Here is a 14,750-nt window from a genome sequence, read left to right on the forward strand (position 1 = left end):
AGATGTTTACAGAGGCGGCCTCGATGTTCCTGATCCGCAAAGGGAAGGTAACGGCGCAGAAATGTTCAGCGCCGACAGTCACATTCCAGGCGACGCGGCCCCCAGGGGCTCGTCGAGAGCGGTCCCCGGGGCGTCGCGCCGACACCGAGAGGACCGGAGGACCCATGAGCGTCGTGCGCGTCGCGTTCACCCAGGCCACGTGGACCGGGGACAAGGAGTCGATGATCGCGCTCCACGAGGCGTGGACCCGCGAGGCCGCCTCGCAGGGTGCGCAGGTGATCTGCTTCCAGGAGCTGTTCTACGGCCCGTACTTCGGGATCACCCAGGACACCGCGTACTACGACTACGCCGAGTCGGTGCCCGGTCCGACCACGGCGCGGTTCGCCGCGCTGGCGGCCGAGCTGGGGATCGTGGTCGTCCTGCCCGTGTACGAGGAGGAGCAGCCCGGCGTCCTGTACAACACGGCCGCGGTGATCGACGCGGACGGCACCTACCTCGGCAAGTACCGCAAGCACCACATCCCGCACCTGCCCAAGTTCTGGGAGAAGTTCTACTTCCGGCCCGGCAACCTCGGGTACCCGGTGTTCGAGACCGCCGCCGGTCGCATCGGCTTGAACATCTGCTACGACCGGCACTTCCCCGAGGGGTGGCGCGTGCTGGCCCTCAACGGCGCGCAGATCGTCTTCAACCCGAACGCCACCGCGCCGGGGATCTCGAACAAGCTCTGGGAGATCGAGCAGCCCGCCGCCGCCGTCGCGAACGGCTACTTCGTCGTCGCGAACAACCGCGTGGGGCTCGAGGACAACGAGTACGGCGACGAGGCGGTGGCGTTCTACGGCTCCTCGTACGCCGTCGGACCCGACGGGAACTACGTGGGAGAGATCGGCTCGTCGAGCGAGAACCAGCTCCTCGTCCGCGACCTCGACCTCGACCAGGTCCGGGTGGTCCGCGAGCGCTGGCAGTTCTTCCGCGACCGCCGGCCCGACGCCTACGGCCCGATCGTCGCCCCCTGATCCCGCGAGGCCCCGGAAGGACGCCACGATGAAGACGCTCATCACCGGTGGAACGGTCGTCAGCGCCACCGGCCGCGGCGCGGCCGACGTGCTCGTGGACGGCGAGACGATCGCCGCCGTGCTGCAGCCTGGCTCGACGCTGCTCGGGTTCGACCTCGCGGCGAACGTCGACCGGGTCGTGGACGCGACCGGCAAGTACGTGATCCCGGGCGGGATCGACGCGCACACCCACATGGAGCTGCCGTTCGGAGGCACCAGCGCCTCCGACACGTTCGAGACCGGCACCCGCGCAGCGGCGTGGGGCGGGACCACGTCGATCATCGACTTCGCGGTCCAGCGCACGGGCGAACGCGTCATGGACGGGCTCGCCGCCTGGCACGAGAAGGCGGCAGGCCGGTGCGCGGTCGACTACGGCTTCCACCAGATCATCGGCGGCGTCGACGACGACGCGCTCAAGGCCATGGAGGGCCTCGTCCGCGAGGGGGTGAGCAGCTACAAGCTGTTCATGGCCTACCCGGGGGTCTTCTACTCCGACGACGCGCAGATCTTGCGGGCCATGCAGAAGGCCGCCGACCTCGGGCTCCTCACGATGATGCACGCCGAGAACGGGCCCGCGATCGACGTGCTCGCGGCGCAGCTCGTCGAGGCCGGCAAGACCGACCCCTACTACCACGGGGTCGCGCGCGCCTGGCAGCTCGAGGAGGAGGCGACCCACCGGGCGATCATGCTCGCCGACGTCGCCCGTGCGCCGCTGTACGTCGTGCACGTCAGCGCCAAGCAGGCCGTCGCCCAGCTCGCCGCAGCGCGAGACAACGGCAAGAACGTGTTCGGCGAGACGTGCCCCCAGTACCTCTACCTGAGCCTGGAGGAGCAGCTCGGCGCCGTGGGGTTCGAGGGAGCGAAGTGGGTGTGCTCGACCCCGCTGCGCTCGCGGGCCGAGGGGCACCAGCGGCACATGTGGCAGGCGCTGCGGACCAACGACATCCAGATGGTGTCGACGGACCACTGCCCGTTCTGCATGAAGGGCCAGAAGGAGCTGGGCATCGGCGACTTCCGGGCGATCCCGAACGGGATCGGGTCGGTGGAGCACCGCATGGACCTGATGTACCAGGGCGTGGTGACCGGCCAGATCACGCTGGAACGGTGGGTCGAGCTCACGTCGACGACCCCGGCGCGGATGTTCGGCCTGTACGGCCGCAAGGGGGTCATCGCGCCCGGTGCCGACGCGGACGTCGTCGTCTACGACCCGGCCGGTCACACGTCGATCGGCCTGGACGCGACGCACCACATGAACATGGACCACTCGGCGTGGGAGGGCTTCGAGGTCGACGGGCACGTCGACGTCGTGATGTCCCGCGGTGACGTGCTCGTCGACGCCGACGGCTACCACGGTCGGCCCGGTCACGGCCGCTACCTCGAACGGGGGCTCAGCCAGTACCTCGCCTGACCCGCCGCCCGCACCCCTGGGAGCCCGCATGGACTTCGGAGTCGTCCTCCAGACCAACCCCCCCGCGTCCCGCACCGTCGACCTCGCCCGGCAGGCCGAGACGCACGGCTTCGACCACGTGTGGACGTTCGACTCGCACCTGCTGTGGCAGGAGCCGTTCGTGATCTACTCGGCGATCCTCGCGGCGACCCGCAAGGTCGTGGTCGGCCCCATGGTCACCAACCCGGCGACCCGCGACTGGACCGTCATCGCCTCGCTCTTCGCGACGCTCAACGAGATGTACGGGAACCGGACCGTCTGCGGCATCGGCCGCGGCGACTCCGCGGTCCGCACCCTCAACGGGCGACCGTCGGACCTCGCGACGCTGCGCGAGTCGGTGCACGTGATCCGCGAGCTCGCCAACGACCGCGCGGTCGACCTCAACGGGCGCTCGGTCCGGTTCCCCTGGAGCAGGGGTTCGACCCTGGAGGTGTGGGTCGCCGCCTACGGCCCGCGGGCGCTCGCGCTGACCGGCGAGGTCGCGGACGGCTTCATCCTGCAGCTCGCCGACCCCGACGTCGCGGCCTGGACGATCAAGGTGGTCCGGGATGCCGCCGAGCGGGCGGGCCGCGACCCCGACGCCGTGAAGTTCTGCGTCGCGGCCCCGATGTACGTGGGTGACGGCGACTCGCCGGCGGCGCGGGCGCACATGCGTGAGCAGTGCCGCTGGTTCGGCGGCATGGTCGGCAACCACGTCGCCGACATCGTCGCCCGCTACGGCGCCGACTCCGCCGTGCCGAAGGCACTCACCGACTACGTCGCCGGCCGGCGGGGGTACGACTACAACCAGCACGGCCGCGCCGGGAACTCGCACGCCGAGTACGTGCCCGACGAGATCGTCGAGCGGTTCTGCCTGCTGGGCAGCCCGCGCGAGCACGTCGAGAAGCTGCGCGCGCTCGAGGAGCTCGGGGTGACGCAGTTCGCCGGGTACCTCCAGCACGACAACAAGGAGGAGACCCTCCGGCTGTACGGCGAGCGCGTCATCCCGGCGATGGCCGAGACGGTGGTGGCCACGACGACGGTGCCCGCAGCGACCGCGGTCCCCGCATGACCAGGCTGCGCCCCGTCGCGGCCGCCCTGGCCGCCGTCCTGCTGGCCGCCGTGCTGTGGGAGGTCGTCAAGGTCGCCGCCCCCGACGCCGGCGTGCACGTGGGCGGCGCCAGCATCTTGCCGCGCACCGACGCGGTGGCGATGCCGCACGTGTGGGACGTGGTGCAGCGGACGCTGCAGCCCGAGACGTCGGCGGCCGGTGCGCCGTCCGTCCTGTCGTCGATGCTCCACGCCTGCTGGTTCACGCTGGGCGTCGCGGCCGTCGGGTGGGCCCTGGGTGTCGTCGCGGGGTTCGCGCTCGCCGTGCTCATGCAGCGGTGGCGGGTCGCGGAGGAGTCGCTCGAGCCGTGGCTGGTGCTGAGCCAGACGGTGCCGCTCGTGGCGCTCGCACCGCTCGTCGTCGGCTGGGGCGGCCGGATCCACCTCGGCGGGCTCGAGTGGCAGAAGTGGATGTCCGTCGCGCTCATCGCGTCGTACCTGGCGTTCTTCCCGGTCGCCGTCGGGGCGCTGCGAGGGCTGCAGTCGCCGGCCGCGGCGCAGGTCGACCTGTTCAGGGCGCAGGCCGCCGGGTGGGGCCGCACGCTCGTCCGGCTGCGGATCCCCGCGAGCGTCCCGCACCTGCTGCCCGCGCTGCGGCTCGGCGCCGCGACCGCCGTGGTCGGCGCCATCGTCGCGGAGGTGTCCACCGGGACGAAGGGCGGGATCGGCCGCCTCATCATCTCGTACGCGCAGTCCGCGAGCGGCGACCCGGCCAAGCCGTGGGCCGCCATCGCCGCCGCGGCCCTCCTCGGGCTCGTCGCCGCCGGTCTCGTCGGGCTCATCGGGCTCGGCCTGCGCAGGTTCCGCCACACGGAGGTCTCATGAGCACGCCCGCCACCGCGGTCGACGCCCGCGGCGTCGGCAAGGTCTTCGAGTCCCGCAGCGGCACCGTCACGGCCCTGCAGGACGTGCATCTCACGGTCGCCGCGGGGGAGTTCGTCTCGCTCATCGGGCCCTCGGGATGCGGCAAGTCGACGCTGCTGCGTCTCGTCGCGGACCTCGAGGAGCCCACGAGCGGCGAGCTCGTCGTGTTCGGCAAGCCTCCGCGAGCGGCACGCGAGGCGGGCGACTACGGGATCACCTTCCAGCAGGCGGGCCTCCTGCCGTGGCGGACGGTGTCGGCGAACGTCCAGCTCCCGCTCGAGCTGCACGGCGTCGGACGCAGGGCCCGGGCGATGCGTGCGGCCGAGCTGCTCGCGCTCGTCGGGCTGGCGGAGTTCGCGGACGCCTTCCCGCACCAGCTCTCGGGCGGCATGCAGCAGCGGGTCGCGATCGCCCGGGCGCTCGCGGAACAGCCGAGCCTGCTGCTGATGGACGAGCCGTTCGGGGCGCTCGACGAGATGACCCGGGAGCACCTGCAGACCGAGCTCCTGCGGATCAGCGCGTCGAGCGGCGCTGCCGTCCTGTTCGTCACGCACTCGATCCCCGAGGCGGTGTACCTCTCGGACCGGGTCGTGGTGATGTCCGCCCGGCCGGGACGGATCAGCGGGATCGTGGACGTCGACCTCGCCGCCGCTGCCGACCGCACGGAGGGGCTGCGCGAGGACGCGGCATTCTTCGCCGCCGTCACGGCGGTGCGCGAGGTGCTGCACGGCGCCCCGGCGCCGGCGGTGCGTGGGGTCGACGTCCGATGACGGCCGCGCTCGCCCGCCGCTGGCTCGCGCCGGCGCTCGTCGGCGTCGTCGGGCTCGCGCTGTGGCAGACGCTCGTGGTCGCCGCGGACGTCAAGCCGTACCTCCTGCCCAGCCCCACCGCGATCGCCGAGCAGCTGGGTCAGGTCCGTCCGCTCGTGTGGAGCGCGACGCTCGCCACCGGTGCGAACGCCCTCGTGGGCATGCTGGCCGGCTCGGTGACCGCGATCCTCGCCGCGCTCCTGGCGGCCCGCAGCCGGTCGGTCGACCTGCTGCTGTCGCCGACCGCCGCCGCGGTCTCGGTCATGCCGATCGTCGCGCTCGCGCCCGCGCTCAACACGATGTTCGGCACCACGTCGAACACCCCGCGTCGGCTCGTGGTCGCGGTCGTCGTGTTCGCACCGGTGTTCGTCACGACGCTGCGCGGCCTGCGGCAGGTGCAGCCGGTGCACCGCGACCTGCTGAGGGCGTACGCGGCGACCCCCCGGCAGGCGGCGCGCACGGTGACCGTGCCGGGGGCGGTGCCGCACGTGTTCAGCGGCCTGCGCGTCGCGTCCGCCACGGCGGTCGTCGCGGCCGTCGTCGCCGAGTACTTCGGCGGCCTGCAGAACGGTCTCGGCTCCCGGATCACGGCCGCCGCCGCCAACAGCGCCTACGCCCGGGCCTGGGCGTTCGTGCTCGGCGCGATCCTGCTCGGCCTCACGTTCTACGTCGTCACGCTCGCCCTGGAGCGCGTCGTGACGCGACGGCACGGGGGATGAGCCCCCACCCGCACGTCCCGCCTGCCGATGGCGCCAGGCCGGCCGACCCGCGTCCCGCCCCGACGGACGCACCTGCACGGCCCGGCAGCACTCGACGAAGGGATCACCGATGAGACTCACCAGTCGCTCCGCGTGGGGCACGGCCACGATCGGCGCCGTCACCGCGCTCCTGCTCTCCGCCTGCGCGGGCTCCGGCGACGCGGCGGACGCGCCGTCCGCCTCCGGTTCCTCCGACGCCACGCCCACGAAGGTCAAGCTCCAGCTGCAGTGGTTCACGCAGGCGCAGTTCGCGGGCTACTACGCGGCCCTCGACCAGGGCTACTACGAGGACGAGGGCCTCGACGTCGAGATCGTCGAGGGCGGCGTGGACATCGTGCCGCAGTCGGTCCTGGCCGACGGCTCGGTCGACTTCGCGATCGCATGGGTCCCCAAGGCCCTCGCGTCGCGGGAGCAGGGTGCCGGCATCACCGACGTCGCGCAGATCTTCCAGCGCTCGGGGACGCTCCAGGTGTCGTTCAAGGACAAGGGCATCTCCTCCGCCGCAGACCTCGCAGGCAAGAAGGTGGGCAACTGGGGCTTCGGCAACGAGTTCGAGCTGTTCGCCGGCATGTCGAAGGCGGACCTCGACCCGGCGACCGACGTCACGCTCGTCCAGCAGCAGTTCGACATGAACGCGCTGCTGTCCGGCGAGATCGACGCCGCCCAGGCCATGACCTACAACGAGTACGCGCAGGTCCTCGAGGCGACGAACCCCGCGACGGGCGAGCTGTACACGCCGGACGACTTCTCCGTCGTCGACTGGAACGACGAGGGGACGGCGATGCTCCAGGACGCCGTCTGGGCCAACACGGAGCGCCTCGCCGACGACGCGGAGTACCAGGACACGACCGTGAAGTTCCTCAAGGCCAGCCTCAAGGGCTGGATCTACGCCAGGGACAACCCGGAGAAGGCCCGGGACATCGTGGTCGCCGCCGGTTCGCAGCTCGGGGCCAGCCACCAGCTGTGGCAGGTCAACGAGGTGAACAAGCTCATCTGGCCGTCGATGGACGGCATCGGGACCGTGGACGAGGCGCTGTGGAAGCAGACCGTCGACATCGCGCTGCACACGAAGAACGACCAGGGCGCGACCGTCATCACGTCCGAGCCCGACGACGACGCGTACACCAACGAGTACGTCGAGAAGGCCTTGGGCGAGCTGGAGGACGAGGGCGTCGACGTGCGGGGCGGCGACTACACGCCGCTCGACGTGACGCTGGAGGCGGGCGGCAAGTGACGCCCAGGCGGGGCGCGGCCGAGCCCGCGCCCCGCCTGCAGGCCCCGACCCGACCCCCGGAGGAGACGACATGACCGCGACAGCACCTGACGACGAGCTCGCCCTCGCGCTCGACCGTGCCCACGTGTTCCACTCCTGGTCCGCCCAGGCGCACCTGTCCCCGTTCGTGGTGGCGGGGGGCCTGGGGTCGTACGTCTGGGACCACGCGGGCCGGCGCTACCTCGACTTCTCCAGCCAGCTCGTCAACACCAACATCGGGCACCAGCACCCGCGGGTCGTCGCCGCGATCCAGGAGCAGGCGGCAGCGCTCACGACGGTCGCACCCTCGACCGCGCACCTCGTCCGTGGCCAGGCGGCGGAGCGGATCCTGCGGCGCGTCCCGGACAGCTTCTCGCACGTCTTCTTCACGAACGGCGGCGCCGACGCGAACGAGAACGCGATCCGGATGGCGCGCCTGCACACGGGCCGCGACAAGGTGGTCTCGCACTACCGCTCGTACCACGGCAACACGGGCGCGGCCGTGGTGGCGACGGGCGACTGGCGCCGGGTGCCCAACGAGTTCGCGCGCGGGCACGTGCACGTCTTCGGGCCGTACCTGTACCGCTCGGAGTTCTGGGCGACGACCCCGCAGGAGGAGTCGGCCCGCGCGCTGCACCACCTGGAGCGCGTGATCGTGTCCGAGGGGCCCGAGTCCGTCGCGGCGATCCTGCTGGAGACCGTCCCGGGCACCGCAGGCGTCCTCGTGCCGCCGCCGGGGTACCTCGCGGGCGTGCGGGAGATCGCCGACCGCTACGGGATCGTGCTGGTGCTCGACGAGGTCATGGCGGGGTTCGGGCGCACCGGCCACTGGTTCGCGTTCGACGCCTTCGACGTGGTGCCCGATCTCGTGACGTTCGCGAAGGGCGTCAACTCCGGGTACGTGCCCGCCGGTGGCGTCATCGTGAGCCGGGCGATCGCGTCGACCTTCGACGACCGGGTGTTCCCCGGCGGCCTGACGTACTCGGGTCACCCGCTCGCGATGGCGTCGATCGTCGCCGCGCAGGACGCGATGGCCGACGAGGGCATCGTCGACCACGCGGCGTCGATCGGCCGGGACGTGCTCGGGCCGGGGCTCGCCGCGCTCGCGGAGGCGAACGCCCTGGTCGGTGAGGTCCGCGGGTCGGGGGTCTTCTGGGCCGTCGAGCTCGTCCGCGACCGCACCACGCGCGAGCCGGTCGGCGCGGACGTGATGGCCCGGGTCAAGGCCGGTGCCGTGGCCCGGGGTCTGCTGCCGTTCGTGAGCGACAACCGCGTCCACGTGGTGCCGCCGTGCGTCGTCACGGCGGACGAGGCGGCGGCCGGCCTCGACCTGCTCGCTAGTGTGCTCGACGACGTCGCGCGCACCCTCTGACCGACGTCCCCGCCCACGAGGAGCACCCATGAGCACCCAGCAGTCCCGTCCCCGCCGTGCCGTCGTCACCGGCGCGTCGTCCGGCATCGGCGCGGCGACGGTCCGCCGTCTGCGCGCCGACGGGTGGGACGTGGTCGCGACCGCCCGCCGGGCGGACCGGCTGCACGCGCTCGCCGAGGAGACCGGCGCCGACGTCGTGGTCGCCGACGTCACGGTCGAGGCCGACGTCGCACGGCTCGCGTCGCACGTGGAGGACACGGGCGGGCTGGACGCGCTCGTGAACAACGCCGGTGGTGCGCTCGGTCTCGAGCCGGTGGAGGCGACGGACGTCGAGCAGTGGCGCCGCATGTACGACCTCAACGTGCTCGGCACGCTGCGCGTCACGCAGGCTCTGCTGCCGCAGCTGCGCTCTGGCGGGGGCGGTGACGTGGTGGTCGTCACGTCGACCGCTGCGTACGGCGCGTACGAGGGCGGCGCCGGCTACACGGGTGTCAAGCATGCCGAGCGGATGCTCGCGACGACGCTGCGCTGGGAGATCGTCGGCGAGCCGATCCGGGTCATCGAGATCGCCCCGGGCGCGGTGGCCACGGAGGAGTTCTCGCTCGTGCGGTTCGGGGGCGACGCCGAGCGGGCCGCCGCCGTGTACGCCGGGTACGAGCCGCTCGTCGCGGACGACATCGCGGACGCGATCATCTGGACCCTGACCCGGCCGCCGCACGTCAACGTCGACACGCTCGTGGTGCGACCGCGCGCGCAGGCGAGCAACACCAAGACGGCGCGCGCGGGGGCGTGAGGGTCGCATCGCGGACACCCGCGCGCTCGGGCGGAAATCATTACGTAGGGTAAAGGTGTGCCTTCAGCGTCGCCCGCACGCCCCGCTCCGTCATCCCCGCCCCTCACCCGCCGCGACGGCGAGTCGACCACCCGCGTCCTGCTCCGCCTCGTCGCCTGGGCGCGACCGGCCGTCCCACGCGTCGTGGTCGGCGGCCTCACCGCGCTCGCGGCGAGCCTGCTCGCCCTCGCGGTCCCGCAGGTGCTGCGCGCGATCGTCAACGGCCCGCTGCTGAGCGACGGGTCCCGGCAGGGCGTCGTGCTCGGCGCGCTCGTCGTCCTCGCGCTCGGTGTGCTCGAGGCGTTCTTCGTGTGGTGCCGCCGCGCCCTGATCGCGACGCCGGGCACGACCGTCGAGCGCGAGATGCGGACGTCGTTGTTCCGCCACCTGCTCGACCTGCCCGTCGAGTTCCACGACCGCTGGTCCGGCGGGCAGCTGCTGTCGCGCGCGATGGGGGACCTCGGCACGATCCGCCGCTGGACGGTGTTCGGCCTGGTCATGCTCGTGGTCAGCGCCGTCACGGTCGTCGTGGGGACCGTGCTCATGTTCCTCACCAGCTGGCAGCTCGGGCTCGTCTACCTGGTCGGCGCCGTGCCGATGGTGTGGCTCGGGTTCCGCTTCCGAGAGGACTACAAGGTCGTCGCCCGGCGCGCCCGCGAGCAGGCCGGCGACCTCGCGACGGCCGTCGAGGAGTCGGTGCACGGGATCCGCGTGCTCAAGGCGTTCGGCCGCGGCGAGGACGCGCTCGACGACTTCTCCCGGCAGGCGTCCGAGCTGCGGGAGACCGAGGTGCACAAGGCCCGGACGCTGTCGCGCGTGTCGTTCGCGCTCGGTGCCATCCCGGAGGCGATCCTCGCGGTCTCGCTCGCCGTCGGCGTGACGCTCGCGGCGCGCGGTGAGCTGAGCGTGGGCGCGCTCGTCGCGTTCTTCGCGACCGCCGCGTCCGTCAACAACCCGGTCGAGCGGCTCGGCCAGCTGCTCGCGATGACGTTCGACGCGAAGGCCGCGACCGACCGGTTCCTGCAGGTCGTGGACATGGCCCCGACCGTCCGCGACCCCGCGGTACCGGCCGCGCTCCCGGCGGCCGACCCTGCCGGGTCCCGCGTCGAGCTGTCCGGGGTGCGGTTCCGCCACCCCGCCCTCGTCGCCGGCCGGCCCGTGCCCGAGCAGGGGCGGGCAGACGACGTGCTCGCGGGTGTCGACCTGGTGCTCGAGCCGGCCGAGACGATGGCGCTCGTCGGGCTCACCGGCAGCGGCAAGACGACGCTCCTGCAGCTCGTGCCGCGGCTGTACGACGTCTCCGCGGGCACCGTCCGCATCGACGGGGTCGACGTGCGTGACCTGCGCCGTACCGACCTGCGGCGTGCGGTGGCCGTCGCGTTCGAGGACCCGATCCTGTTCTCCGCGTCCGTCCGCGAGAACGTGCTCATGGGCGTCGACGACGCGCCGGACCCCGAGGCCGTGGTCGCACAGGCCCTCGAGGTCGCGAGCGCCGGCTTCGTGCACGCGCTGCCCGACGGCCTCGACACCGTGATCGGCGAGGAAGGGCTCAGCCTGTCCGGCGGCCAGCGGCAGCGCGTCGCGCTGGCCCGCGCGATCGCCGTCCGCCCCCGCGTGCTGCTCCTGGACGACCCGCTGTCGGCCCTCGACGTCGCGACCGAGGCCGCCGTGACGAACCGGCTGCGCGAGGTGCTCACCGGGACGACGACGCTCGTCGTCGCCCACCGGCCGTCGACCGTCGCGCTCGCGGACCGCGTCGCGGTGCTGGAGGACGGGCGGATCACGGGCGTCGGGACGCACCAGGACCTGCTGGAGCGGCACCCGCACTACCGGTTCGTGCTCACCGCCATGGACGCGGCCGACGACGCCGAGGACGCGCGCGACGCGATCGAGGAGGTGGCCCGATGAGCGCCGTGACGGAGCAGCCCACCGTGCGTGCCGGCGTCCCGCGCGACGAGTCGCGGCGCATCCGGCGGCGGTCGCTCGCCCTGCTGAGGTCGCTCCTGCGGCCGGTGTCCCGCCCGACGTGGTGGACGGTGGCGCTCGTCGTCGGGTCGCAGCTCGCAGCCGTCGCCGGGCCCGCGTTCGTCGCGTACGGGATCGACCACGCGCTGCCCGCGCTCACGGACGGCGACGCGGCACCGATCGCCCTCGCCTCGGGCGCCTACCTGGTCACCGCGCTGCTCGGCGGCCTGCTCACGGCGGCCGCCGTCCGGTCCACGGCCCGGGTCAGCCAGACGATCCTGCTCGACCTGCGCCGCCGGGTGTTCCGCCACACGCAGCGCCTCAGCCTGGAGTTTCACGAGCGGTACACGTCGGGACGCATCATCAGCCGCCAGACGTCCGACCTCGACGCACTGCGCGAGCTGCTCGACGGCGGCGTGACGACCCTGGCCAGCAGCGCGCTCGCGATGGTGCTGACCGCGGTCTCGCTCGCGCTGCTCGACTGGCGCAGCGGTCTGCTGCTGCTCGTCGCGGTCGTGCCCGGGGTCGTCGTGACGCGCTGGTTCCAGGTCCGCTCGCAGCTGCAGTACCGCAAGCAGCGGACGGCGGCGGCCCGGCTCATCGTGCGGTTCGTCGAGACCATGACGGGCATCCGCGCGGTGCAGGCGTTCCGGCGCGAGACGCAGGTCGCCGCGACGTACGACGACCTGGCCGAGGACTACCGCGCCACCAACGCCGAGGCGATCCGGGTCAACGGCGTGTTCGACACGAGCCTCACGCTCATCGGGAACGTCACCGTCGCGGCGGTGCTGCTGGTCGGCGGGCTGCGCACCCTCGACGGCGCCCTCGACGTCGGGGTCCTCGTGGCGGCCGTGCTGTACGCGAAGCGGTTCTTCACGCCGCTGTCGCAGATCGGCATGTTCTACAACGCGTTCCAGTCGGCGACCGCGGCCCTCGAGAAGCTCGCGTCGCTGCTCGCCGAGGAGCCCAGCGTGCCGGACCCCGAGCGCCCCGTGCGGCTCGAGCAGCCGCGTGGCGACGTGCGGTTCGACGGCGTCGAGTTCGGCTACGGCTCGGGACCCACGGTGCTGCCCCGGTTCGACCTGCACCTGCCCGCGGGGCAGTCGGTCGCGCTGGTCGGGGAGACGGGCGCGGGCAAGTCGACCGTGGCGAAGCTGCTCGCCCGGTTCTACGACGTGCGCGAGGGTGCGGTGCTGCTCGACGGCGTCGACCTGCGCGACGTCGACCCGGTGGACCTGCGCCGGGCGGTCGTCATGGTGACGCAGGAGGCGTACCTGTTCTCCGGCTCCGTCGGCGCGAACATCGCGCTCGGGCGACCGGGTGCGAGTGCCGCGGAGATCGAGGCGGCCGCGCGGGCCGTCGGCGCCCACGACCTCATCGCGTCGATGCCCGACGGCTACGACACGGAGGTCGACAAGCGCGGCGTGCGCCTGTCCGCGGGGCAGCGGCAGCTCGTGTCGTTCGCGCGGGCGTTCCTCGCGGACCCGATGCTGCTCATCCTCGACGAGGCGACGAGCTCGCTCGACGTGCCGGGCGAGGCGCTCGTGCAGCAGGGCCTGCGCACGCTGCTCGCCGGCCGGACCGCGGTCGTCATCGCGCACCGGCTGTCGACCGTCATGGGGTCGGACCGGGTGCTCGTGGTGGACGGCGGCCGCATCGTCGAGGACGGGTCTCCCGCCGACCTCGTCGCGCGGGGCGGCAGGTTCGCCGACCTGTACGCGGAGTGGCAGCGGTCGCTGCGCCGGACCGTCTGACAGGCGCGCCGCCCGGCCTCGTCGGGTCGGGCGGCGCGGGTGCGTCGTGGCCGCCGCCGCGGCGGGTCAGAGGTGCCGAGCGGCGTACTCGTGCAGCGTGTCCCGGACGAACGTCGCGCCGTCCTCGCCGCCGTAGTGGGCCGAGAAGCGCTCGTCGGCGACGTACATGTCGGCGAGCCCCTCGATGTACGCCCGAACCGGCGTGGTCCCGTGCCCCGGGGTGCCGGGAATCGACGACAGCCACGCGACGTGCCGTCGCGCGAGGTCCTGCGCGTGCTCCGAACCCGGGTCGGTCCCGGACTCGGCGGCCCGCGCCCACTGCGTGGCGAGCTCCGCCGTGCGTGCCTTCCACGCGGCGCGCTCGTCGTCGCTCATGCCGCGCCACCAGGCGTCCGACGCGGCGTACGTGTCGGGCCCCCAGCGCTCCTCGACCTCCGCCTTGTACTGCGTGTGGTCGAACCCGTCGAACATGTCCTCGGCCATGAGCCGACCTCCTTCTTGTCGTGCGGTGAGGGTGCGCTCCACGGAGGCGACCTGGCGGGCCAGCCGCTGCTGCTCGCTGCGCAGCCAGTGGAGGTGGCGGCGCAGCGCCGCGGACTCGTCCTGCTCGCGGTCGAGCACGCGCCCGATCTCGGGCAGCCCGAGGCCGAGCCCGCGCAGCAGCAGGATGCGCTGCAGGCGCACGAGCGAGCGCTCGTCGTACCAGCGGTAGCCGTTGTCGCCGACGCGGCTCGGCTCGAGCAGCCCGATCGCGTCGTAGTGCCGCAGGGTGCGGCTCGTGGTGCCCGTGAGCCGGGCGACCTCCTGGATCGAGGCCTCCATGCGCGCCCCTCCTTTCCGTGTGACCTTCACGGTAGGAGTTGACGCAGCGTCAAGGTCAAGCGGCGAGCTGATCCAGCCGTGCGAGGACCTCGGCGACGAGGTCGCGGGGGTCGTCGACGATCCCGACGGCGCCCGCGGCGGCCAGCTCACCCGGCGCCGCGTAGCCCCACGACACCCCGAGGCAGTCGATGCCGTGCGTCCGTGCGCCGTGCACGTCGTGCTCGCGGTCGCCGACCATCAGCCCGCGCGCGGGCGCGCCGCCGCGACCGGCCAGCGCGTGTCCGACCACGTCGGCCTTGCTGGACCGTGACCCGTCGAGCGAGGCGCCTGCGAGACCGTCGAGCAGCGGCGTCAGGCCGGTGTGGTCGCACAGCGTCGAGGCGTACGCCTCGGGCTTGGACGTCGCGAGCACCAGGGTCAGCCCCGCGGCGCGCAGCTCGGCGAGCGCCTCCGGGATGCCGTCGAACACCGGCGTCTCGAGCATCGCCCCGCCGACGTACACCCGGCGGTACGCGACGATCGCGTCCTCGACCCGGTCCGCCGGCACGCCGTGCGCGAGGAAGAGGTCGGCGAGCGGTGGTCCGACGAGCGAGCGGAGCACGGACGGCTCCGGGACGGGCAGGCCGAGCTCGCTGTACGCGGCGGCGAGCGACGTCGTGATCGCCGGGGCCGAGTCGAGCAGCGTGCCGTCGAGGTCGAGCAGGACGAGGGGGCGCGTCATGGGGACGAGTGTC

Annotated in this window: 13 protein-coding genes; 11 read left to right on the forward strand and 2 right to left on the reverse strand. The window is 73.0% G+C overall.

Translation table 11 applies throughout. The features are described from left to right. Nucleotides 1-164: 164 nt before the first annotated feature. The 11 genes from J7523_RS03855 to J7523_RS03905 all read left to right on the forward strand — a co-directional run bounded on the left by J7523_RS03855 (nucleotide 165) and on the right by J7523_RS03905 (nucleotide 13,194). Complete coding sequence (locus J7523_RS03855; RefSeq protein WP_291882498.1) at nucleotides 165-1,013, forward strand: nitrilase-related carbon-nitrogen hydrolase; 849 nt, start codon at nucleotides 165-167, stop codon at nucleotides 1,011-1,013. 28 nt (nucleotides 1,014-1,041) lie between these two features. After that, complete coding sequence (gene hydA / locus J7523_RS03860; RefSeq protein ID WP_291882501.1) at nucleotides 1,042-2,460, forward strand: dihydropyrimidinase; 1,419 nt, start codon at nucleotides 1,042-1,044, stop codon at nucleotides 2,458-2,460. A 28-nt stretch (nucleotides 2,461-2,488) separates the two neighbouring features. Continuing rightward, complete coding sequence (locus J7523_RS03865) at nucleotides 2,489-3,550, forward strand: TIGR03842 family LLM class F420-dependent oxidoreductase (RefSeq protein WP_291882504.1); 1,062 nt, start codon at nucleotides 2,489-2,491, stop codon at nucleotides 3,548-3,550. Beyond that, nucleotides 3,547-4,413 carry an ABC transporter permease subunit gene (locus tag J7523_RS03870; protein ID WP_291882507.1) on the forward strand — a complete coding sequence of 289 codons (867 nt, stop codon included), beginning with the start codon at nucleotides 3,547-3,549 and terminating at the stop codon, nucleotides 4,411-4,413. Before J7523_RS03865 ends, J7523_RS03870 begins: the two co-directional genes overlap by 4 nt. Next, nucleotides 4,410-5,222 carry an ABC transporter ATP-binding protein gene (locus J7523_RS03875; RefSeq protein WP_291882510.1) on the forward strand — a complete coding sequence of 271 codons (813 nt, stop codon included), beginning with the start codon at nucleotides 4,410-4,412 and terminating at the stop codon, nucleotides 5,220-5,222. Before J7523_RS03870 ends, J7523_RS03875 begins: the two co-directional genes overlap by 4 nt. Continuing rightward, on the forward strand, nucleotides 5,219-5,980 hold the full coding sequence (locus J7523_RS03880) for an ABC transporter permease subunit (protein ID WP_291882513.1): 762 nt from the start codon (nucleotides 5,219-5,221) through the stop codon (nucleotides 5,978-5,980). Before J7523_RS03875 ends, J7523_RS03880 begins: the two co-directional genes overlap by 4 nt. Before the next feature lie 109 nt (nucleotides 5,981-6,089). Continuing rightward, a complete protein-coding gene (locus tag J7523_RS03885; RefSeq protein ID WP_291882515.1) occupies nucleotides 6,090-7,253 on the forward strand; it encodes an ABC transporter substrate-binding protein in 1,164 nt (387 codons plus the stop codon). 70 nt (nucleotides 7,254-7,323) lie between these two features. After that, on the forward strand, nucleotides 7,324-8,643 hold the full coding sequence (locus J7523_RS03890; RefSeq protein ID WP_291882518.1) for an aspartate aminotransferase family protein: 1,320 nt from the start codon (nucleotides 7,324-7,326) through the stop codon (nucleotides 8,641-8,643). Nucleotides 8,644-8,671: 28 nt separating this feature from the next. Then, entirely contained in the window at nucleotides 8,672-9,436 is a 765-nt protein-coding gene (locus J7523_RS03895) for an SDR family NAD(P)-dependent oxidoreductase (protein WP_291882520.1), read from the forward strand. 138 nt (nucleotides 9,437-9,574) lie between these two features. After that, on the forward strand, nucleotides 9,575-11,383 hold the full coding sequence (locus tag J7523_RS03900) for an ABC transporter ATP-binding protein (protein WP_291882641.1): 1,809 nt from the start codon (nucleotides 9,575-9,577) through the stop codon (nucleotides 11,381-11,383). Beyond that, the gene (locus tag J7523_RS03905; RefSeq protein ID WP_291882522.1) at nucleotides 11,380-13,194 is read left to right on the forward strand and encodes an ABC transporter ATP-binding protein; all 1,815 of its coding nucleotides are present in this window, start codon (nucleotides 11,380-11,382) and stop codon (nucleotides 13,192-13,194) included. Before J7523_RS03900 ends, J7523_RS03905 begins: the two co-directional genes overlap by 4 nt. Before the next feature lie 66 nt (nucleotides 13,195-13,260). On the opposite strand, the gene J7523_RS03910 is transcribed toward J7523_RS03905, so the two are convergent. Both J7523_RS03910 and J7523_RS03915 read right to left on the reverse strand, forming a co-directional pair. After that, the gene (locus J7523_RS03910; RefSeq protein WP_291882524.1) at nucleotides 13,261-14,016 is read right to left on the reverse strand and encodes a MerR family transcriptional regulator; all 756 of its coding nucleotides are present in this window, start codon (nucleotides 14,014-14,016) and stop codon (nucleotides 13,261-13,263) included. Nucleotides 14,017-14,071: 55 nt separating this feature from the next. Then, on the reverse strand, nucleotides 14,072-14,737 hold the full coding sequence (locus tag J7523_RS03915; RefSeq protein WP_291882527.1) for an HAD hydrolase-like protein: 666 nt from the start codon (nucleotides 14,735-14,737) through the stop codon (nucleotides 14,072-14,074). Between the last annotated feature and the right edge of the window lie 13 nt (nucleotides 14,738-14,750).

The organism is Cellulomonas sp. (assembly GCF_017744555.1).
Lineage (GTDB): Bacteria > Actinomycetota > Actinomycetes > Actinomycetales > Cellulomonadaceae > Cellulomonas.

Excerpts from the sequence above, each read along its gene's own strand:
- J7523_RS03910 (WP_291882524.1), bottom strand. The coding sequence starts at position 14,016 with ATGGAGGCCTCGATCCAGGAGGTCGCCCGGCTCACGGGCACCACGAGC.
- J7523_RS03895 (WP_291882520.1), top strand. The coding sequence starts at position 8,672 with ATGAGCACCCAGCAGTCCCGTCCCCGCCGTGCCGTCGTCACCGGCGCG.
- J7523_RS03915 (WP_291882527.1), bottom strand. The coding sequence starts at position 14,737 with ATGACGCGCCCCCTCGTCCTGCTCGACCTCGACGGCACGCTGCTCGAC.
- J7523_RS03865 (WP_291882504.1), top strand. The coding sequence starts at position 2,489 with ATGGACTTCGGAGTCGTCCTCCAGACCAACCCCCCCGCGTCCCGCACC.
- J7523_RS03855 (WP_291882498.1), top strand. The coding sequence starts at position 165 with ATGAGCGTCGTGCGCGTCGCGTTCACCCAGGCCACGTGGACCGGGGAC.
- J7523_RS03885 (WP_291882515.1), top strand. The coding sequence starts at position 6,090 with ATGAGACTCACCAGTCGCTCCGCGTGGGGCACGGCCACGATCGGCGCC.
- hydA (WP_291882501.1), top strand. The coding sequence starts at position 1,042 with ATGAAGACGCTCATCACCGGTGGAACGGTCGTCAGCGCCACCGGCCGC.
- J7523_RS03880 (WP_291882513.1), top strand. The coding sequence starts at position 5,219 with ATGACGGCCGCGCTCGCCCGCCGCTGGCTCGCGCCGGCGCTCGTCGGC.
- J7523_RS03875 (WP_291882510.1), top strand. The coding sequence starts at position 4,410 with ATGAGCACGCCCGCCACCGCGGTCGACGCCCGCGGCGTCGGCAAGGTC.
- J7523_RS03870 (WP_291882507.1), top strand. The coding sequence starts at position 3,547 with ATGACCAGGCTGCGCCCCGTCGCGGCCGCCCTGGCCGCCGTCCTGCTG.
- J7523_RS03890 (WP_291882518.1), top strand. The coding sequence starts at position 7,324 with ATGACCGCGACAGCACCTGACGACGAGCTCGCCCTCGCGCTCGACCGT.
- J7523_RS03905 (WP_291882522.1), top strand. The coding sequence starts at position 11,380 with ATGAGCGCCGTGACGGAGCAGCCCACCGTGCGTGCCGGCGTCCCGCGC.